This window comes from Sphingomonas sp. 10B4, from assembly GCF_035019905.1.
Lineage (GTDB): Bacteria > Pseudomonadota > Alphaproteobacteria > Sphingomonadales > Sphingomonadaceae > Sphingomonas > Sphingomonas glacialis.
Window position 1 is genome coordinate 1 of record NZ_JASJVC010000059.1, and the last position, 21,538, is coordinate 21,538.

Genomic DNA, 21,538 nt, shown 5'->3' on the forward strand with positions numbered 1-21,538 from the left:
CAGGTTTGGGCATCACGCCCATCTATCCCACTCGATTCCCTACGGGAATCCCCAACGTCAGTTTTGCAACAAAGCCCCGCGCAGCGGCCTTCTCTCAGCTTCGCTTTCACCCGACGCTTGGGCGGCTTGTGTCGCAGTTGTAGGCCCAACTCCTTGTAAAGCCGATAGACACGCTTCGCGTTCACGTCCCAGCCCTCCCGCCGCAGCAGCACATGGATCCGGCGATAGCCGTAGCGCACGCGCGTCTCGGCGATCTCCTGCATCCGCTTCTTCAGGTTGGCCTGATCGGCACGGCACCCACGATAGTGGTAGCTCGATCGTTCGGCCCGAAGCACACTGCATGCCCGTCTGATGCTGACGGACGAGATGCTCCGAACATCATCGACGAGCTGACGCCGCCGATCAGGCCTCAGAGCTTTCGCGAGACGACATCCTGCAACATCGCCTTGTCGAGGCTGAGGTCAGCGACCAGCCGCTTGAGCTTCGCGTTCTCATCCTCAAGCTGGCGCAGCCGCCGCATCTCCGATGGCATCAGACCGGCGTACTTCTTGCGCCACGCGTAGAACGTCGCGTCGCTGATGCCCGCCTTCCGGCACACCTCACCGATCGTCGTGCCTTCCTCCGCCTGCTTCAACACGAACGCGATCTGCGCCTCGCTGAACTTCGATCTCTTCATCGCTCACTCCATCACCTGGCCCTCAATCCTAAACTGGAATTTTCCAGCTCAAAACGGTCCAGGAAACGGGCAGCAGGTCATCGGGCGACTTCGCACGCAACGCCTATGTGTCGATCTTCATGACGCCGTCGACTGCCGAGGGGGGGCAAGATTTCAGCGATCGTCCCCCAGGCCAGCCATGTCGACCATATCAGCCAGGATGTGCAGGTGCTTGTGACCGAACAGGGCCTTGCCGATCTGCGCGGGCTCAGTCCCAAGCAACGTGCCACGCTCATCATCGACCGTTGCGCGCATCCCGACTATCGCCCCGCGCTCGTCGATTATTACGCTCGCGCCCGGGTCGGGTCCTACGGCCAGCAGTCGCCGTCGCTGCCAGGCGAGGCGTTGTCGTGGCATCAGCGCTTCATGGAAACGGGGTCGATGCGCTTCTGACGGGCAGGGTGGTCCGCGGCTCACGCCCGGGACACGAAAGCTGCATCGCCGCCGGAACGAGGCCCGATCTGCGGGACCGGCCCGAGTGGCGGCGCGTCCTGGTTGCGGCGAAGACGCCCTTGGCACAGCCTGTTCCTGAGGCACGGGCGGCAACGTATCGAGTTTGAGGCTGGTCAACTGCTGTCGCCGCACGGATCGGTCGGGCATGAGAAGGCATTGGGGAGCGCATCCATCCGCGCTCCCTGATACCGCCGGATTGAAGCCCTAGCCGCGAACGTCGTAGCGATCGAGCATCATCACCTTGTCCCAGACCTTGACGAAGTCCCGGACGAACCGGGCTTGTCCGTCGCTTGCGGCATAGACTTCGGCGACCGCACGCAGCTGGCTGTTTGCGCCGAAGATCAAGTCACAGCGCGTCGCCCGGAACCGCGCGATGCCGCTCTCGCGGTCGTCGAGCGTGAAGGTCATGCCCTTTTCGTCCGCCTTTTTCCATTCATACGCCATGCTGGTCAGCACGGTGAAGAAGTCGTTCGACAGCACGCCGACCCGGTCGGTGAAGGTGCCGCTGGATGATCGATCATGATTGGCGCCCATCACCCGCAAGCCACCGACCAGCGCGACCCATTCCGGCGCGGTGAGACCCAGAAGCTGCGCCTTGTCGAGGAACATCTCCTCGGGCGAAACATCCGGGGCGATCTGTTCATAACTGTCGTCGACATAGTTGCGAAAGCCATCGATCACGGGCTTGAGCCAGGTGGACATCTCGACGTCGGTCAGTTCCTGCGTGGTATCGCGTCGCCCCGGCGTGAAGGGGACGGTGACAGCAACGCCGGCGTCGGACGCGGCCTTCTCGATCGCCGCACAGCCGCCCAGCACGATCAGGTCCGCCAACGAGACCCCGGTGCCGCCGGCCTGCTTGCCGTTGAAACCAGCCATGACGCCGCGCAGCGCGGCGATGACGGGGATGGTGCGCTGATTGACCGTCCAGTCCTTCTGCGGAGCGAGCGCCAACCGCGCGCCGTTCGCGCCGCCACGCTTGTCGCTGTCACGATAGGTCGATGCGGCCGAAAAGGCCGTGAAGACCAGATCCGATGGTGACACGCCCGTCGCCATGATCGCCTGTTTGAGCCCGGCCACGTCGCCGTCGGCGATCGGACGATGGTCCAGCGGGGGGATCGGATCCTGCCACAACAGGCCGTCCTCGTTGCGCTTTTCGGGTCCGAGATAGCGTTCGCGCGGACCCATGTCGCGATGGGTAAGTTTGTACCATGCCTTCGAGAACGCCTGGGTGAAGGCATCGAAATCGCCGAGGAATTTCTCGCAAACTCGGCGATAGTCCGGATCGACCTTGAGCGCGATGTCGCTGGTCATCATCATCAGCGGGTTCATCCGCCCCGGGACATGCGCGTCCGGCGTCCTCGGCGCGGTCGGATCCACCGGCGTCCACTGCAATGCACCCGCCGGACTCCTGGTCTGGTCCCATTCGAACCCGAACAGGTTCTCGAGATAACTGTTGTCCCACTGCGTCGGGTTGGGCGTCCAGCTGCCTTCGATGCCATTGGTCATCGTATATTCTGCAAAGCCGGTGCCTTCGGGGTTCTGCCAGCCCATGCCCATCGCCTCGATCGGTGCGATCTCCGGCGGTGGACCGACCTCGCCCGGGCTGACCATCCCGTGGCTCTTGCCGAACGCATGGCCACCCGCGATCAACGCGACGGTTTCCTCGTCGTTCATCGCCATGCGCGTGAAGGCGATGCGGATATCGCGGGCCGATCCCATTGGATCACCCTTGCCATAGGGGCCTTCGGGATTGACGTAGATCAGCGCCTGATGCGTCGCGGCCAGCGGGTTTTCGAGATCATAGTCCGCATCACCATTTTTCCCGCGCCATCGCTTGTCGCGCGTCACCATGCTGTCGGAAGAAGGCGACCCGGTGGGGTCCCAGACTTCAGGGCCCCAATAGGTGCTGGTGTCGGCCTCCCATGCATCGTGCCGGCCGCCCGCAAAGCCATAGGTCGGAAAGCCCATGATCTCGAGCGCGCAATTGCCGGTGAGCACCATCAGGTCGCCCCAGGACAGCGCGCTGCCGTATTTCTGCTTGATCGGCCAGATCAGCCGACGAGACTTGTCGGTGTTGCCATTGTCCCACCAGCTGTTGATCGGCGCGAAGCGCTGCAGCGCCTCGCCGGCGCCGCCACGGCCATCAGCAATGCGATACGTGCCTGCTGCGTGCCACGCCATGCGGATCATTTGCGGACCGTAATTATCGTAATCCGACGGCCACCAGGCCACAGACGAGGTCAGGAACGTCTTGATGTCCTGTTTGAGCGCCGCATAGTCGAGGCCCTCGAACGCCGCCCCATAGTCGAAATCGGCGCCCAGCGGATTGGCTTGCGGACCGTTCGAATGAAGCTGCTCGACCTTGAGCCGGTTCGGATACCAGTCCGACAAGGTCGGCGGAGTGCCCAGCGTGCCGCCGATGCGGTCGCCGCCAAACGGGCATTTGCCCGCCATCTCGAAGCTCTCGGTGTTGGTCTTGTCGGTTTCGAGATCGAGCATCGTGCTATCCTTTGAAGCTGGAGCCCGCGGCTTTTGCGCGATCTCGGGAGAATGGTGCGTCTTGGGCAGGCAGGCCGTTGCCGGCTGCGACCGAACGGCCGAAGACGGAACGCCGGTCGCACAAGGCGCGGACTTGCCCGCATCGCCGCGAAATCGCGTCCCGGATCGGCTGTATCGGCACTATCGGTGGAGCGTCCGGATCGCGTCCACGATCACCTTGGGACTGTGCAGCCCCTTATACACCGGCGGCGGCGCCTTATCGAGCTTGAGCAACGTGTAGACTGCGGTCATCGCGCAGCGGATCGAATATTCCACCGTGAATACCACGTCGTCGGGCTGCTCGGCATATTGGCCGAGGAAGGCGAGGTTGGTCGATCCGATCGGCACCACCAGCGGCCGGTCGCCCATTTTGCGCTTCATGAACTGGCTGGTGATGTAGGGCATCGCGCAGGGGATACAGGTCGAAGCCGCGAGCACCGCCGCGATGTCGGGCGCGCTGAAACGCAGATGGCCCAGCACCTCCTCTAGAATCTCCGCGCCCGTGCAATCGACCAGCTTCTTCTTGACGTAATCGCCGGGGCGATCGTGGAATAGGCCGTAGCCCCACCACACCGCGACGCCTTCGGGCTGGTCGGGGAAGAACGGCTGGTGATAGATCGATAGCGTCAGCAGCCAGGCCGATTGCTTGAACGTGATCAGCCCGCCCGTACCCGCCGCGCTGCCGCTGAAGCGCTCCATCAATTGAAGGAACAGCGGGTCCTTGACTGTGACGGTGAAGGAGATCCACGAACTCTCTTTGACATTCCCGTTGAAGGCAGCGGGGTTACCGAGGGCAGGGCGGCCTTGCGCGAGCTTTTCCCACAGGTTCCACGCACCCGAATGGTTGGTCGCATCGAGGCCGGGGGCCTTGGTCATCGACCCGAACGCCTTGTCCGCGGTCATCGACCCGTTGGTGACGAACACCAGGTCGCCAGGTGCGACCGGGATCGCGGCCGGGCCATCGGCCGTCAGCGTGGATATGCTGGTGACGGTCAGCGCGTCACTGCCGGCGGCGAAGCGCAGGTCTTCGGCGCGGACACCGTGGCGGAACTGCACGCCGCGGTCCTTCAGCCAGGTGACGATCGGCACGATGATGCTGTCGTACTGGTTGTAGACTGTGCGATAGATGTCGTGCTGGACGTCGATCGTCGAGAAATGGTGGACGAAGCGGCGCAAATAGCGGCGGAACTCGATCGCGCTGTGCCACGGCTCGAATGCGAACAGCGTGCACCATTCCATCCAGAAATTGGTCTCAAAGAAATGCGGCTGGAAGCAATCGGTGATGCGCTTGTCGTCGAGCAGGCTTTCTGGCTCGCCGATCAGTGCGACCAGGTCGATCCGGTCGCGCTCGGTAAACCCCATGGTGTGTGCGTCGGGCACGCTGCCGTCCAGATTGACCAGCCTGACCTTGTTATCCCACGGCCACGTCTTGGCGGCGCGGTTGGTTTCCTCAGTCACCGAAATCGTCGGGTCTGTCGCCGATGGGATGCCGTCGAGAAGATCGAAGGTGCATTGGTACATCGCCTCGAACATGCGGCTTCCGCTCATGAAATAGCCGTCCTCCGCAGTACCGTGCGCATCGAACGCGCCGCCGGTCTGACGGCTTTCCTCTAGGATGGTGATGTCTTTGCCGGCGACGTCGCCATCGCGCAGGAGGATAACTGCCCCGGCGAGTGAGGCGATTCCGCTGCCCACAAATGTATAGCTGCTCATGAAAAGGCGATCCCTTGTTCGAAGGATCCTGCGTTAGCCACGTCCCCCCGGAGCAAGCAGCGTCGGAAACTACTCACGGCACGAAATTTCGGACGCATCTAATCGAAGACATCCTCGTTCCGTTGCGTCGTCAGTTCTCGACGAGCTGATCGAAGCTGGCTGCGCTTCGTTACACCGCGATCGATTCGAGGTTGACCCTCCGCGCTTCGGCTATGTGCCGATCAACACGACCGTCACCTAACCGATCTTTGCCATCAGCCTTCCCGCGGCGCCCTGCTCCGCGGCCAGGTTGCGATTGTAGGCAAGCGGCATACGCGGCGATTTCCATCGCAGCGCGTCCATGATTCCGGCGAGATCCTCGCCGCTTGTGAACAGATCCTGGTTGAGCCCGACCCGCGTCGAATGCGCGCTGATCCCCTTGAGCAGTCGGGTAAGATCGTCGGTCGTCAGATCGGCCAGCGCGCCGGCATCGAACGCCCGCTGGATCATCGATCGATAGATCGGCCCGACCGAGGAGGGATGGAGAGCCCCCTCCCCCACGTCATATTCAACGCGAGCCGGCACGGCAGGCTTCGACAGCGTCTTGCGCAGATCCCACGCCTCCCGCCCGGATATGCTGTCGATCCGCCGACCACGCACCGCCGCTCGCGCTTTGTAACGGCGCACGTTCACACGGCAAAACACCGGCCCCGCCTCAATACCGGCCGCTTCCAACCAGGCTGCGATCGCGCGCACCGTCCGGGGACTCAGGTAGGCAGTTGCCCCCTCCCCCTCCTGATCACCCTTGCTGCGCGCGATGCTGAGCAGCCGCGCCTCCGGATCAATTGCCTCAATGATGTGCCCGACCTCAACAGCCACCAGCTCGGAGGCGCGCAGCCCGGTGTCGTAGCCGGTGGATAGGAGCGCGCGATCACGCAGCCCCGGCAGATCTTCCCCGCAGCTTTCGAGCAGTGCGCGCACATTGAGCCCACGAGGCTCGTCACATTCAACGTTGCGCACCGCCCCCTTGAACCGCAGCGGTCGTGCCTGCTTCTGCGAGGTGCCGAGACGGCGACGAATTGCCTGCAGGCGCAGTTTGACGAGAGAGGCCGGGGTCGGATCCTTGAGATCCAGTAGCAGATGGATTTTGGCGATCGACGCCTTGTAGCGGCCGAGCGAGGCCGGCTTGCTTCCCTTCTCGGCGCGACTGTCGAGATAATCCGCCATGGTTTCCGGCGTTGCCGGGAGCGCGATGCGGTTGTGGCGCCGGCACCAGAGGTCGAATGCCTGGAGGTCAGACTTGAGCGCGCGGATGCTGTGAGGCGATGACGCGGCTTGGTAAGCGGCAATCAACGCCTCATTGACGACGATGCGCTCGCCAGCGCGCATCTTCACAATCGCCCAGGATAGATCGTCGGCCGACGCCGGCACTGGCGCAACGTCTTGGCCCTCTATCAGGGCGTTTTCATCGATCGGCGCGGCGTGATCCATCGGTTGACGACTACCCCACCTTATAAAGAGACGTCAAATATGCACATGTGATAAGTGCAATTATCATATGTCCGTAATTTAACAGTCCGACACTAGCCAACCAACCTATGACATTGGTTGAGGGCGATGCTATGCCCGTTTAGTGAATTCCAGCAGCAAGCCCCCTTCCCTCGTGCTCCTTGGCCGTCTTGACGGACGCCTGAGGCATAGCCCCGCACGAGACATTTGGCTCGCGCGGGCCCGAGTTTCCGGGGCGACAACGATAGCGGGAATCGCCGGAGTGCCCCTAAACAGCGACGATATCATGAATTGGATCTGCTGCCGAACACCGCCGCCAAGGCACAGCGAAGGATTGAGCGATCCGCTGTCGATTGCCGCCCTGTTCCATCTGTCGCTAATTGCCCAGGAGCCGAGCGACGATGCCGTTTCGGCTGCGACTCTACGGGTCCTTCGAACCCTGCTCGATGATCGCGATGCGGCAGAAACGTGGGGACGCGAGGATCTGGTGCGCTTCGGATCGGCCTACAGGCGCTCCCAGGTAGCGCTGCAGGCCCCCTACCCGGCCCCGACCCTCCTGGCGGTCGCCGAGCGGGTCTACGCGGCCTATAGCGAACTGGAGGTGGCCCCCGCTGCTGACCGCACGGTGAGCACAATCGATCGGCGCCTGCTAACTGTGGAGCCTCGGAGCTTCGGAACGGTTTGGTTGCTTGCCTGCCACCTGCCCCAAGCTCTCGTGTCCGCGAGTCTCACGAGCCAGTTCGTGCCCACGTTCGTCGGCCTTCCGCGCTACCTCACAGCTTCGCCAAAAGAGCTGGCAGCGGACCTTGAACGAACGCTCGGTCAGGCGGCGTTTGAAGGGCTTGCCGAACTCGATCGGCTCGAGGCACGTTTGTCGACATTCGCAGATGAGTGGAAGGTGACCAGTCGGAGCCGACTGCCGGAGTTGATGCGGCTCGACCTCGCCTATCCTGGTCTGCGCATCCCTGCGATCGCGAGGTTGCTCGGAATTTCGCCGCAGGGAGCCTCCAAACTGGCGAGCCAGGCTAAGACTTTGAAGGCGGGCATGCAGGTGCGCATCGCTGGCGATGTAGCGCTGCCATGGCGGTAGATGGCTCTCTCCCCCTCCCCTAAAAAAAGAAATCTCAGAATCCGCCGCAGGCGTAACCGTTAGGGGAATTATCTCTTAGGTTATAAAGTTACTCGGGGCGTCGGTCGCGCGAAGTACCGGGAATCTGGCGATTCGCTAGCTGTGCACAGAATCTGATAACACGCCAATCGATCCCCGATAGCACGATGCCGTGATTCTAATAACACGACGCTTGGCACCTGATAACACGATGACCTCGCTCCGGCCTGTGGATAACTCTGTTCGGGTCGGTGCAAGGGCGTCTCGCCAAAGCGCGGTTAGCGTTTCGATTCGGATTTCGTCAGTCGACTGCCAACTCGTTTTCGGGACAATTGGTCGTGTGCGACTTCTATCGTGTTATCAGGAATATCGTGTTGGCCGAGCTGCGTGTTATCGGAAATGTGCTTTCGCCCCTCACTCCCCTGCCGCCCAACTCTATTGCCATGCCGGCGGAGATCGGTGCGTTCAAGGTGAGCCGGTGAGGGGCAGCGTGTCCGTCGAACTCCCGATAAAACCACGATAATCGACCAACTCACGGTCGCGGCGGCGCGGATATTAGACGTGTTTTTAGAATCATCGGAAGCCCCGTCTTCGATGATTTGGGCGGTCGATTGGTGGCGGCCCGCAAGGCTTTCGCCAAACGAGATGTCGGGAAGGACGGCATTTCCGATAACACGACGACGCGCGTCCCCCCTATCCTCGCTCTCACACGGGTCTCAGCCTCTCCAGGCCGAGGCGCCCTGATCGCGGGCGCTTGTGCTCCGGTCGTGGACCCGGTGCGTCGGGTCATGGAGGAGAGCCGTACAGCTCGTCGCGGTCATCAGTGATGACGTTGGCCAATCGCGTGCGATGGCCAGGCTGACGGCAGCCATTGAGGATGGTTCAACTACGAACGATGTGCAGACATAGCTGGCAAGATGACGTCTTCAGAAACGCCGAACCCTGACAACGGTGGTAAGCGAATGTTGCAGGCTGTGACGGCCGGCTTGTGGGTCAATAACCGGGCAAGCCGTACTTGTTACGCTCGTGGTGCTTTTTCATGAACCCGTAGAACCGTTTGGAGTAGTTGCGCGGAAGCTCATTCGGATTTGCATTTAGAAACGCGTCGAACTGCTTCATGAGATTATCCAGATCCCAGCCTGGGCATTCGGTCCTGATCGCGTTGTAGATCGCCGGCTCGATTACGTCCTTTGCACGCCCGCCCCGGACGCGAGGCATCGCCGCACCTGCCGCGGCATAGCTGCCATCGTGTGGATCCGTGCTTGGGTAGGGATCGACAGCTTTCAGTCCGGCAGTGGCGCGGGCAACTAGGCTGCGCGTAAGTCGGGCGTCGACCATTTCTTCGCCGTCAGCAACGGCAAGCTGCATCGGTGCCGACTTCGGAGCGGAGCGGGGCGGACGGGCAGGGGAGGCTGGTCGCACCTTTCTGCTGGTGGTCTCGGCAGGGCCGCCATCGATGTAGCGCCGCATCACCATCTTGAGCTTGGGTCTCGGGGTCTCGGATCCAATCACCTCGAGGTTGATCTCAGGAAGAGTGTTTGCGCGCGCAAGTTCAAGGATCTTGTTCTTGAACGACGGTAACGAGCTTTCGCTGCCGCTTTTCTGGTGAAGGGTCTCAAACCCAATCGTGAATCCCTCGGCTCCGTTGCCACCAGCATGCTTGCGGCTGGCGCGATACAACCACTTGCCGAGCCCGCTCGTGATCTCAAAGTAGAGCGGCGAGATCGCCAGCACGTTGCGCTTGTCCATTACGCCGTCGAAGAACCACTTCGACAGCGTAATCTCCATTCCGAGTGATCGTTGGGTCTGCTCATCGACGAGATGCGTGTAGCTGTCGATCCACGAGAAGGTGGTCTCGCGCGATTTTGAGTTTGCCCGGATGTTTGTCTTGATCGTTGTCGCTTGGAGACGGTCGAGCGCGCTGATCAGGCGCTCATAGGCGCGACCGCTGACACCCCAGCATACCCGCTTGAGCAAGTCGCCGGGCTGAACCCGTATCGTCGGAGATAGGTCGTTTTCGCCTCGCTCGCGCAACTCGTTCAGGTGCGACGCGAGATAAATCATGATGTCCGCGTCCCAGATCGTCGCCATGCCGTATTCGGGATTGGCAGACACGTGAACGGTGACGGACTTGTCAGGACTCACATACTCGATAGGCTTGACGCGCTTCTTCTTCGACAGGCTGAAGAAGGGCCGCTGCATCGTTTCCTGGTAATCGCGCAGCGATACGTCGCTGAAATCGGGCAGCGTAAAGAACATCTCGAATTGCACGCGCCGGCCCCCAACGACCGTCGGCTGCACCTCTTGCTTCACACCGAAGTCCCGCAACTACCGTAGCCATCCCACGCGTGGGACAAGCAAGATAAGTATCTGAAATTGAACGGAAAAATACCGATTTTCAGAGTTGCGAGCTGAGCGCTATTCAAGGCCAAAGGAAGCCCCATCAGCGACCCGTCCGCTTCAGGATTTTGGCCTTTTCGATAAGTGGCCGCAGCGCTTCGAGAATGTCGTCGGCTGATAATTCGGTAGGGTTCAAGGTGATGGTCAGGCCACGCGAGCGGTCCCGATCAACCTGCCCGATCGTCGAGCCCTTGGCCTCGATCACCGTCTTTTGCGATCGCCCAGCGCGCGCCGTCGTCGCCTTGATCAACCGGGCCACCACGTCGGCACCGCTGATCGGCTCCTGGTCATCGGACTGACGGAAGCTCTGTTCTGCCGCAATCGCCTTCGCTACTTCCTCCATTCGCTCACGCAGTGCGGGCGTCCGGAGGGATGGAAGGAGCTTGTCACCATGCCGGACCTGGATGTCCATCGGCGAGCTGAATGCGCTGACAATCGTCTGCGGGATATCGGTGAGCCCAATATAGCGGGCGAGCATCGATTTCGACAGCTTCACCCGATCGGCCATTTTGCTCTGGACGCCGTCATAGTGCGCATCGACGGCAGCCTTGTAGTTAGCGCCGCGCTCGAGATCGGAGATGTCCTCGCGTTCGCGGTTCTCGATGTCGGCAAGGCGGAAGGCTGCCTCGTCGTCGAGATCTTCGATGATCGCGACCAGTTCGATGTCGGGATAGTGGTTGGCATTGAGCCATGAAATTGCCCAATGGCGTCGCGTGCCAATAACAAGCTCATACTGCTTCTCACTGGCCTGCGTACGGCGCACGACGACCGGGATGCGGTTGCCGTTTTCGGCCTGGATAGACTCGATGAGGCTTCGCACGCGCTCTTCAGTGAGCAGTGCATAATCGCGCGCGTTTCCAGGCCAGATCGAGCATTCGGCAGGCTTCAATCGGATCGTCGGCCGCTTCACCATTCTAGCGGCCTCGGTGAATCCCTCGAGACGCCTGTTGGTGAACGTGCGGGATGCCGTTGGGGCGGCAGGGGTTCCGTCCGACAAGGCTTCAGCCGCAGGGGGGGAGGCGAGCGCCTCGCTGATGAGAGAGCGCCGGCTCATGCTGCGACGCTCGCGGAAGTGTCGCTCGCGCGGCCCGACATGCTCTTCGACGGCCACTGCGCGCGGATTTGCTGCAGCACCTCATTGAAAACGCTGTCGAGATTGTCCCGGCATCGTTGGTACGTCGCATGGGCCGCAGAGGGTTTGCTCTCGTAGACCGAGCGGAAAGCCTGGGTTGCGTTCTTGATCTCTTCCGAGGCCAGGATCGGCTGACTAAGCAGAAAGTTGGCGTAGGTAGATTGCATCATCTTCCACATGTCGTTCTCACCGGGCTTGCTCGGTGTGTAGGCGGAGCAGACGATGCGGATGAACCCGTAGTCGACCGGTGTGCCATTCTCTTCGAGAATCTCGATGTTGTCAGCAATCGTATCCATGAAGTGGATCGTAGACAAATAGTCGAGCTGCCGCGCAGGGACAGGAACGAGCAACCCGGTGGCTGCTGCCATCACGTTAAGCCCGAGGAAGCCCATTGCGGGCGGCGGATCTAGCAGGATGACGTCGAAGTCCTTCAGGACGCTCTCGATGCCGAATCTAAGGCGCTGCAGACCCTCCCGAACGGCCTGCCCACCTTCCCGGAGCGTTGCGGTGAGATCCCACTCTGCATCCTGCAGGCCAAGACTGGACGGCACGATCTTGATGGTCGGCCAAGCCGTATCATGGATCGCCTTCCGGAAATCGTCGAACGTGCTACGTGGAGATAGGAAGTTACCAAGTGTCTCCTCTTCGTCGAGCAATGACTCTGGCTGGATGTCGAACATCGTTGTCGTGGAAGCCTGTGGATCACAGTCGATTACAAGAACGCGATAGCCATTCAGTGCCAAAAAGTCGGCGAAATGCTTTGTGATCGTGCTCTTGCCAACGCCGCCCTTGAAGTTTTGTACGGCCACGACCACTGCGTCTTCATCAGACGCCTTTCCGACATTGATATGCAATGCCTCTCGGATCTGAGTGAGATCTTGCAGCGTATAATAGCGTCGTCCGTTACCGAGCTGTTTGGGTGGGGGGAGGCGCCCTTCCTTCTCGGCCTTCGCCAAGGCTTCGGGCGTGCGCCCGATCAACTCCGCAGCGGCCGTGGGACCAAAGGTGATGTCGAGGACCTTGCGATCCCCCGGCTTGAACACGATCGCCTTCACACGATCGCGCATCTGCTCGCACGACCGCGTCATGTTCCGCAGCGTGTTGACGGTGTACGACATCCCCGACGTGCTCCTCTCGAATCAGGGATTCCTGACTCGGTTAGTGTTTAATGGTCAGAAACGCGCCTAAAAGTCAAACCGATGCGGCATTGTGCGCACGAACGCCAAATCGGGAGTCGGTGGCCGCCCCAACCAGGAACCGATCACTCCATCAGGATCTAATGGCGAATCCAGCGACGCTGGCGCCGATGGATCCGAACTCGCGACGATGTTTAGGGGCTCGCGCAGGATAAAACGGTAGTGGCATCTGTGCCGGCGGGCGCACGGCGGGCATCCCCCTATTTGCGGGGATTTCATCCGTCATATCCTCAATCCTATGATGCCTCGCAAGCATGGGCGCGTTTTGGCTCGCAGATATCCCGCAGCTTGAGCGCCCGATGGGAGGAACCGTCGTGATCAATTTCGCCAAGTTTGAAATCATCGGGCGCATCGGCGAGATCGACGCTCGCCCGAAAGTCACGCTCATCTCGATCTGCGCAAACTATCGCCGCAAAGGCGACGACGCCGAGTGGGTGGACGACAGCTACTGGAACCGGGTCACCGTTTTCGGCGAAGGCCAGCGCAAGCATATCTCGGACAAGGCCCAAGTCGGTGACCTGGTGCGTATCGCCGGGCGGCTGAAGGACACCTCCTACGAGCGCGACGGGACGACCCACTACACGACCGACCGCATCGTCGAAGAGTTCGGCATTCTCGCCGCCAAGGGATGACCACGGCGGGGAAGGGGAGGGGAGGCTTCCAGGGCGCAGCGACGCTTCAATTGCCCGAGGACCATGCCGATGACGCTCGTTTCTACCGCTGCGCAGGACCGCGCCCGCAAGATTGTCGAAAGCCTCGGAGGTCGCTGGAACGGAACCCGCGGTGAATGTCTCTGCCCCGCGCATGACGATCATACGCCGAGTCTATCGGTACGGCTCGGCAAGAGCGCCATCCTCTTCAAATGCTTTGCGGGGTGTTCACAAAGCGAGGTGCTCAAGGCGCTCGATCGCAACGGCTTCGAAAACCGGTCCCCGATCAGCATGCCGACATCAAGACCCAACAATGATTTCAGCGATCTCGCACGCGAGCTTTGGAAAAAGAGCGACTCTGTCGCTGGCACGCCTGCCGAGAGCTACCTTCACGCGCGCGACCTGTTCGTCGCTACGCCGCAACTGCGGTACAACGCGAACACGATCATTGGTAAGGGCAGGGATCGCCGGATACTTCCAGCAATGATCGCGGCCGTCCGAAACGAGATCGGCATCGTTGCCGTTCATCGGACCTTTCTCGATCCATCCGACATCCTGCGCCGGCCTTTTCGCAAACCCAAGCTCGCCTTGGGATTCCTCGGATCAGGTGCCGTTCGCTTCGGTGAGCCGGATGAGGAATTGGGACTGGCCGAGGGCATCGAGGACGCCTTATCCGCGATAGAGTGGTTCGGCGGCCCAGTCTGGGCCGTGCTTGGTGCCGAACGCTATACGCATATCGCCATCCCATCCCAGGTTCGGCGCATCACCGTTTTTGGGCAGCGCAACAGGGCAGCACGCACCTGCTATATGAAGGCGGTTGACCATCTGGCGGGGAATGATCGTCATGTCTCCGAGTGCCTTCCAAGCGAGCATGACGACTGGAATGATGCGTGGAGGGCGCGACAAACATCCATCGCAATGCCTTCTTATTGAGAATGTTTTCGCGACGATCGATTATCGCAACCGGCTCGATAACAGGCAACGAGAGGAGAGGGGGCCTTCGGCGGTTTGACCTGGCAACTGCGCCAGGCGGACACAGGAGGATCCTCCCGATGCAGACCGCCCTCGCTTCCACGCGCTTCGATTTTACCCCGCCAGCCATTATCGCGGCAACCAAAATTGCCGACCGCATCGCCCGTGCCCTGCCAGTCACTCGCCAAGGGCTGCTGACGGCGATGACCGACGCTTATGGAAAGACGTCGGGGCAGGGGGCCTGGTCCCAACGGGATGCTTACGACGTTCTGGAACTCGCGCAGGTTCTCGCGCTGAAGACCCTCGAGCTGCCCGAAAGCCCGGCAGCGCAAATCGAGTGGCTAACGAGGATGGCGGACAGCCTTCCCACGCAAAGCGTCCGCAGCGAGAGCCAGATCACTCTCCAGCAATTCTCGACGCCGGCGCCGATCGGTGCACTGGCGACCCTTGCCGCAAAGATCACCGCAGCCGATGTCGTGCTCGAGCCGTCCGCGGGCACCGGCCTCATGGCTATCTTCGCCCATCGCATCGGCGCCCGTCTTCTTCTCAACGAGCTCGATCGATGGCGTCGCGACATGCTGGATGCGGCATTTCCCGAAGCCACCATATCGGGGCATGATGCTGAACTGATCGACGACCTGCTCCCGGTCGACCAGCGTCCCGACGTGGTGCTGATCAATCCACCCTTCTCGCGCAGCCAAGGCCGCGGCCCCGATCGTGTTGCCGGCCTTCGCCATTTGCGGGCTGCGCTGACGCGGCTGCGGCCTGCAGGTCGATGCGTAGCCATCCTTCCTGAACGCGTGGACATGACGAGCGACGCCTGGAAGATCGCGACGGCAGGCTGTGGCATCGCGCTTCATCTCGATCTGCCCGCCAATGCCTTCGCTCGTCATGGCACGTCGCAGAAGGTTCAGCTTGTTCTGCTCCGCAAGGGCTTGGCGGGGCACGCTATCCGTATGGCGTGCTCATCCTTTGCGGCTGCCCTGGAGGCAATTGCTATCCTTGAGACTCCAGCGCCAGATGTCGTCCCAGCCACCGCGCCGATTCGGCTCACGCGTCCAGCGTCGGGCGGGCTTTTCGGCGGCCTTGCGCGCGGCGCGCTGTCAGCGCCGACCAGCACTGTGTCGCCGAACGAGTCCGACGGCATCCCGCTCCGTTATGAAATACTGGCAGAGCCCGCGCCGGTCGGATCACAATCGGGCATCTATCTGCCCTATCGTCCAAGCCGAATTGTCATTGTCGATGCAGCGCCACACCCGACGGATCTCGTGGAGTCGCTCGCGATGGGGTCGATAGCCGCTCCGCAACCAACCTACATCCCTGTCCTTCCAGCGCGGCTCGTGGAAGGACGTATCCTGTCCAACGCGCAACTCGAGACGGTCATTTACGCCGGCTCGGCTTTCGCCCGTGATCTCCCGGGTCAATTCCAGCCTGCCGAGGAGGGATTATCGCTGACCCCGAGCGAAGCAGGCGTGAGCTATCGCACCGGCTTCTTTCTGGGTGATGGAACCGGTGCGGGCAAGGGTCGCCAGGTCGCCGCGGTCATTCTCGACCAATGGCTGCGCGGCTCCCGCAAGCATGCCTGGATATCCAAAACCGAGACGCTGCTGGAAGATGCGCGGCGCGACTGGATGGCCGTGGGCGGGCTGGCGCTCGACATCCAGCATCTCAATCAATGGAAACTGGGCATGCCGATCGGCGCTGCCGAGGGGATCGTCTTCCTGACCTATGCGACGCTGCGCTCTGGCCGCGGCGACAAGGGCACCCGGCTGCAGCAGTTGCTCGACTGGCTTGGGGCGGAATTTGAGGGCACGATCGTGTTCGATGAAGCGCATGAAATGGCCGGCGTCGCAGGCGGCGAGGGTCGCTTTGGTACGTCGAAAGGTTCCGATCAGGGTATCGCCGGCGTCAGGCTGCAGAACCTCTTGCCTCGCGCCTGTATCCTTTACGTCTCGGCGACCGGTGCGTCCGACGTCAACAACCTCGCTTATGCGACGCGGCTGGAATTATGGGGACCGAGCACCGCGTTTGCTGATCGCCGAGCGTTCGTCGAAAGCCTGCGCCGCGGTGGCATAGCCGCCATGGAACTCATTGCCCGGGATCTGAAGGCGCAAGGTCTTTATGCCGCCCGAGCGCTCAGCTTTGCCGGCGTGGAATATGATATTCTCGAGCATCGTCTGACGGAAGACCAGATTGCGGTTTACGACGCATATGCCGATGCGTGGGGCATCATCCACCAGAATCTCCAGGCCGCGCTTGATGCGACACGGGTCACCGACAGTTTCTCGAAGGCGACCTATAATGGCGGCGCCAAAGCCGCAGCAATCTCGATCTTCGAGTCGACCAAACAGCGGTTCTTCGGCCAACTCCTGATCTCCATGAAGCTGCCGTCGCTGGTCCCGGCAATCAGGGCGGACCTGATGCGCGGCGAATGTGTGGTCATACAGCTTGTATCGACCTCGGAGGCGATGCTGGACCGCACCTTGGCGGGGCTCGATGCTGAAGCGCGAGCGCATCTCGACATCGAATTGTCGCCGCGGGAATTCGTGATCGACTATCTCGCGGCCGCGTTCCCCACACGGCAGATGCGTACCTTCAGCGACGATAGCGGCAATGTTCGCTCCGAACCGATGACCGACGAGCATGGTCATGCGGTTCATTGCCAGGAAGCGATCCGCATGCGCGAGGCCCTGCTCGAGGAGCTTTGTTCTTTGCCTGTCGTGGGATCGGCACTCGATCACATCATCGGCCATTTCGGGGTCGATGCGGTGGCAGAAGTTACTGGTCGCTCGCGACGGGTTGTGGACGATGGTCGCGGTGGCCAGCGGATCGAAACGCGCTCACCCCGGACCAACCTCGCCGAGACCGACGCCTTCATGCGCGGTACGAAGCGCATCCTGATCTTCTCGGATGCCGGCGGCACCGGCCGCAGCTATCATGCCAGCCTCGACGCCGAAAATCGGGCGCGCCGAGTGCATTATCTGCTTGAACCGGGCTGGCGGGCAGATGCAGCGATCCAGGGTCTGGGGCGCACACACCGCACGCATCAGAGCGTCGCGCCACTCTTTCGTCCGGTATCGACCGATTGCCGCGGCGAGCGGCGGTTTATCTCGACGATCGCAAGGCGGCTCGACAGCCTGGGTGCGCTCACCCGTGGCCAGCGGCAAACCGGCGGGCAGGGGTTGTTTGATCCGAGGGACAATCTGGAGTCCGATTTCGCCAAGGATTCGCTCGTAACCTGGTTCCGACTGTTGTTTGCCGGCAAGCTCGCCTCGGTCTCGTTCATCGATTTTCAGCGGCTCACGGGATTGCGGCTTGAGGGGGAGGGCGGTGGCCTCGTTGAAGATCTGCCCCCGATCCAGCGCTGGCTTAACCGCATTCTGGCGCTGCGCATTGCGTTGCAGAACGCGATCTTCGACGAATATCTCGGATTAATCGAAGCGCGGTTCGATGCTGCCCGCGAAGCCGGAACGCTCGACTTGGGCGTGGAAACAATTAACGCCGAACGCATCACGATATTGGATAGAACGCTTATCCGCCGAGATCCGGTGACGGGCGCCGAAACCGAAATCCTGCGCCTCGAAACCGAGCAACGCTACCGGCCCGTCAGCCGTGAGCGTGTCGAGTGGCTTCTTTCCGATGGCGAAAGTCGACGGATGGTCAACCGCCGGTCGGAGAAGGCTGCGATCTGCTGCAAGACGCATAGCCACACCGATGATGAGGGGCGAACGATCAAACGGTTCGAACTGACCCGCCCGACGCGCACCGAACGCCATCGTGAGGATCTGTTTCTGGAAACGCTGTGGGAGGAGGCGTCACCAGACGAGTTCGCTGTATTATGGGATGCCGAAGTTGAGGAGATGCGCACCAAGACCCGGACTGAGACAATCTATGTTGTTGTCGGCCTGCTGCTACCCGTTTGGGGAAAATTGCCCGATGATCATGTCCAGGTGTGGCGGTTGACCACCGAAGACGGGCAGTCGCTGCTCGGCCGACTGGTGCCTGCCCCGCTGGTTCCCAAGATTGCTGCGGCTTTCGGCGTCGCGAGCAGCCTGACCATCGCGCCCGCTGAGATCGTCAAACATGTCAGCGCGACAGGTGAGACGCTCGCGATCGGCGCATATCGGCTGAAGCGCAGCTTGGTGGCGGGTGAACAGCGCCTCGAACTCCTGGACTGGCAGCCCGCCAGGTTGGCGGAACTCAAGGCCGCAGGCTGTTTTTCGGAGATTATCGCCTACAAAACTCGGCTGTTCGTGCCTATTTCGGGTGCGTCGGAGATAGTGAACAAGATCGAGGCAATTTCGGTTCGATGAAAATATTAACAATGGTAGTCAAAATGGACGTGAATTAGTTGGGGTTTCCAAGTCTGCTTTTCTGCGGTTTCGGCCCCTTGATCGTCATTCAATCTTGAGAGAAACTGATTTTTGCGCAACGGCGCGCCGAATTGCCGGACATGTGCTAGCTGGCGGACGGTACGAACTGGAACCATAAACACCGCCATGCCGCTTACGCTGACGCCAATCGATCATGACGACCTTTGCCATGGCTGGCGCTGGGAAATCGCGGATGAGGCTGACCTCGCCCGCAAAGTAGCGATGATCGCACTCGGTCAATATCGCCATGTTGCCCAGATCCTGGCCGACATCGACAAGAAGCCGGCACCCACGCGAAAAGATACCGCGGCTGCTGCGATTGAGCGATTCAAGGTGTCGGCGAATGGCGACCCCTGGCACCGCGACGGCTGGATCTTTCAGACCATCTCCTGGATCGCGGCGCACCGAAGCGAGAAAGGCATCGTCGCCCGTGCCCCCCATGCCATTCCTGCTCACAAGGGCTTCGACGGCATGCAGCTGCGTCTCGACAAGAAAAGAAAGGCCGTCACCGCCGTCGTGATCTTCGAGGACAAGGCGACCGATAGTCCGCGCAAGACCGTACGGGAAGACGTCTGGGACGGCATTCGAGCGCTCGAAGCTGGCGAACGCATGCCGGAGCTCATCCAAGAAACCACGACGATCCTAGAGGCGCATCAGGTCCATTTTCCGGATCTCGATATCTATGACGCGATCGAGACTATTCTGTGGGATGAAGTACGCAATTACCGAGTGAGTATCACCACGTCCGATACCCATGTGAAGGATGACTCGCGTCGGAAGCTCTTCAAGGGCTTTGACGGGGTTGCACCAGGAAAAGCGGCGCGCCGCCGCGCTGACACCATGCATATTCCCGAGTTGCGTGACTGGATGGATGCGTTCGCGCTCAACGTGATCACCCAGATCAAAGCGTGGAGGGATGATGTTTGATCCGGTCACTGTCGACCTGATCGGTCGCGCCCCGCCGCTGGACAGTCTCGACCTCGAAGAATTGCCGCGCCGGTTCACCAACGCCTATGCCGAAATCGTCGCGGCACGGGTTCGAATGCGCGGCATGGTCACAGAGGAAGGCCGGACAGAGGCGCTCGACGTCTTGATCGATGAGATGCGCCGTCTGGCGGCGGCGCAGGAAGCGTTCGTCGCAACGAATCCGACGCGCGACGCGCGTGCGGCGGCGGCGTTCGTCGCTGGTGCGGCGCATCAGCTTTGCTTGATGGCTGAGGTCGTCGGTGGGACAGACGCTCATCGACCTAACATCGAAAAGGAAGCGAACGAGGCTGCCGAGGAGGTCGATGATAAAGAAGGGAATGTTAGCGATGGCGAACCACGTCGTCCGACCTATGTCGACGCGATACGGGTGGCACCCGAACTCTGCGCGACGTTGCTTTTTCTCATTGCCGACGCGCAGCCCGACGCGGCCGAAATGGCGAAGCGCGTCCAGCCATCGGCCGGGGCAAGCGGCGAGGCACAGCTCGTGGCCGCGATCGCCAACTTGGCAGTCGGCAAGCTAGGCGCGATCAATCCGAAGGACCTCCCCGACTACGAAATCCCTGATACAGAGACACCGGCAGATCTGGCGGTCGATGCCTTGCTGCGCCGCCTCCATGCCGGAGTCCGCGCCTTGGCACGGGAGCTGCTAGCCCGCCCGTCAAAGCTCGCCAAGCCGTCGGCAGCTCGAGAGATCTTTCTCGAGGTGAAGGGACTCGCGCTGTCACGGCTCGACGACGTGTTCGATGAAGATGATCCGATCGCAGTCAGCATCTTTCCCGGGCCGTTGCATCTCGCAAACCTGCTGCTTTCGGTAGCAAGTGACTTGGTGGAGTCCGGCCTTTGTCGTGTCATGGCGCCGGAAGGTGTGGCCGAGGGCGCATGGTGGAAAGTTCTACGTCAGGCCGCCTACAAGCGACCTTATCTGTGGCGAAATCACCGCCAGGCAATCGCCGATGGGTATCTTACGCCTGGCGTGTCCGCTGCGGTCAGTTTTCCGACCGGCGGTGGCAAATCTACGCTCGCCGAACTCAAGATCGCTGCGGCACTGCTCAGCGACAGGAAGGTAGTGGTGCTTGCGCCTACTCTTGCGCTGGTCGATCAGACGGCCTTCGCGCTTGGCAACGCGTTCAAGGACTATGAGGTCGTCGGTGATCTCGACGACGAGAACAGCTTCTCCGACACTATCGTGCTTCCCGAAATCATCGTGACAACGCCCGAGCGCTGCTTGATGCTTCAGTCACTGCAGGCTGACGCATTTTCCGATGTTGGCCTGATCGTCTTTGACGAGTGCCACCTGATTCATCCGCGTGACGCCGATCGCAGCCGTCGCGGCGTCGATGCCATGCTCTGCATTCTCAATCTCACCCAGAGCGCCCCGGAAGCCGATTTGCTCATGATCTCGGCGATGATGAAGAACGCGATCGAGATGGCGGGATGGCTCGGCGAACTGACCGGCCGGGCCGCGCTTGCGCTCGATCTTGCCTGGAAGCCGACGCGACAGGCACGCGGCTGCGTGACGTACCCGGCGAACCGGATTCAGGCGCTCGACAGGCTCCTTAACACTGCGCATGCGAAGGCCACGACCAAGGGCGCGCCGAAGGCGGTCAAGGATCAGCTCTCCGCCCGGCCTTTCGCCTTTTTCTGCCTGCGGCAAACTTGGGCGACGATCGACCGCAAGGACTATGCGCTGATGCCGCTGCTCGATCAGGCGGTTCCGTTCAACACCGGTATTTCTAAGAGTCTGATTCATAATTATTCGGGGTGATATCATAGTCTTGCGATGCGGCGTGCAAAGAGCTGGATCGAGGCGATG

12 protein-coding genes and 2 pseudogenes are annotated in these 21,538 nt (G+C 61.2%); 7 read left to right on the forward strand and 7 right to left on the reverse strand.

Features of this window, described 5'->3' with window-relative positions; all coding sequences use genetic code 11:
• Positions 1-83: 83 nt before the first annotated feature.
• A pseudogene (locus tag QN347_RS14805) lies at positions 84-676 on the reverse strand (transposase); the annotation flags it as partial.
• 74 nt (positions 677-750) lie between these two features.
• Between QN347_RS14805 and QN347_RS14810 the strand changes: the two are divergent.
• Positions 751-1,108: pseudogene (locus QN347_RS14810) on the forward strand (acetyl-CoA hydrolase/transferase C-terminal domain-containing protein); the annotation flags it as partial.
• A gap of 264 nt (positions 1,109-1,372) precedes the next feature.
• On the opposite strand, the gene katG reads toward QN347_RS14810, so the two are convergent.
• From katG to QN347_RS14825, 3 genes are all read right to left on the reverse strand, one after another.
• Positions 1,373-3,667: a catalase/peroxidase HPI gene (gene katG / locus QN347_RS14815; RefSeq protein ID WP_322161770.1), complete on the reverse strand. Its 2,295-nt coding sequence runs from the start codon at positions 3,665-3,667 to the stop codon at positions 1,373-1,375.
• 180 nt (positions 3,668-3,847) lie between these two features.
• Positions 3,848-5,419, reverse strand: coding sequence for an oleate hydratase (locus QN347_RS14820; RefSeq protein WP_322161772.1), 1,572 nt, complete (start codon positions 5,417-5,419; stop codon positions 3,848-3,850).
• A 237-nt stretch (positions 5,420-5,656) separates the two neighbouring features.
• Positions 5,657-6,787, reverse strand: coding sequence for a tyrosine-type recombinase/integrase (locus tag QN347_RS14825; protein ID WP_322164160.1), 1,131 nt, complete (start codon positions 6,785-6,787; stop codon positions 5,657-5,659).
• A 454-nt stretch (positions 6,788-7,241) separates the two neighbouring features.
• Between QN347_RS14825 and QN347_RS14830 the strand changes: the two genes are divergently transcribed.
• On the forward strand, positions 7,242-7,997 hold the full coding sequence (locus tag QN347_RS14830) for a hypothetical protein (RefSeq protein ID WP_322161774.1): 756 nt from the start codon (positions 7,242-7,244) through the stop codon (positions 7,995-7,997).
• Between the two features lie 1,011 nt (positions 7,998-9,008).
• Here the strand turns inward: QN347_RS14830 and QN347_RS14835 are convergent.
• From QN347_RS14835 to QN347_RS14845, 3 genes are all read right to left on the reverse strand, one after another.
• Positions 9,009-10,274, reverse strand: coding sequence for a replication initiator protein A (locus tag QN347_RS14835; RefSeq protein ID WP_416194516.1), 1,266 nt, complete (start codon positions 10,272-10,274; stop codon positions 9,009-9,011).
• 184 nt (positions 10,275-10,458) lie between these two features.
• A complete protein-coding gene (locus QN347_RS14840; RefSeq protein ID WP_416194517.1) occupies positions 10,459-11,469 on the reverse strand; it encodes a ParB/RepB/Spo0J family partition protein in 1,011 nt (336 codons plus the stop codon).
• Positions 11,466-12,665: an AAA family ATPase gene (locus QN347_RS14845; RefSeq protein WP_322161779.1), complete on the reverse strand. Its 1,200-nt coding sequence runs from the start codon at positions 12,663-12,665 to the stop codon at positions 11,466-11,468. The genes QN347_RS14840 and QN347_RS14845 overlap by 4 nt, the downstream gene beginning before the upstream one ends.
• A gap of 392 nt (positions 12,666-13,057) precedes the next feature.
• On the opposite strand from QN347_RS14845, the gene QN347_RS14850 reads away from it, so the two are divergent.
• The 5 genes from QN347_RS14850 (at position 13,058) to QN347_RS14870 (ending at position 21,490) form a co-directional block, all read left to right on the forward strand.
• A complete protein-coding gene (locus tag QN347_RS14850; protein WP_322161781.1) occupies positions 13,058-13,375 on the forward strand; it encodes a single-stranded DNA-binding protein in 318 nt (105 codons plus the stop codon).
• A 69-nt stretch (positions 13,376-13,444) separates the two neighbouring features.
• Positions 13,445-14,326, forward strand: a complete 882-nt coding sequence (locus tag QN347_RS14855; RefSeq protein WP_322161783.1) for a toprim domain-containing protein — start codon at positions 13,445-13,447, stop codon at positions 14,324-14,326.
• A gap of 119 nt (positions 14,327-14,445) precedes the next feature.
• Positions 14,446-18,678 carry a strawberry notch-like NTP hydrolase domain-containing protein gene (locus QN347_RS14860; protein ID WP_322161785.1) on the forward strand — a complete coding sequence of 1,411 codons (4,233 nt, stop codon included), beginning with the start codon at positions 14,446-14,448 and terminating at the stop codon, positions 18,676-18,678.
• 186 nt (positions 18,679-18,864) lie between these two features.
• Positions 18,865-19,665: a hypothetical protein gene (locus QN347_RS14865; protein ID WP_322161787.1), complete on the forward strand. Its 801-nt coding sequence runs from the start codon at positions 18,865-18,867 to the stop codon at positions 19,663-19,665.
• A complete protein-coding gene (locus tag QN347_RS14870; protein WP_322161789.1) occupies positions 19,658-21,490 on the forward strand; it encodes a DEAD/DEAH box helicase in 1,833 nt (610 codons plus the stop codon). Before QN347_RS14865 ends, QN347_RS14870 begins: the two co-directional genes overlap by 8 nt.
• Positions 21,491-21,538 lie beyond the last annotated feature (48 nt).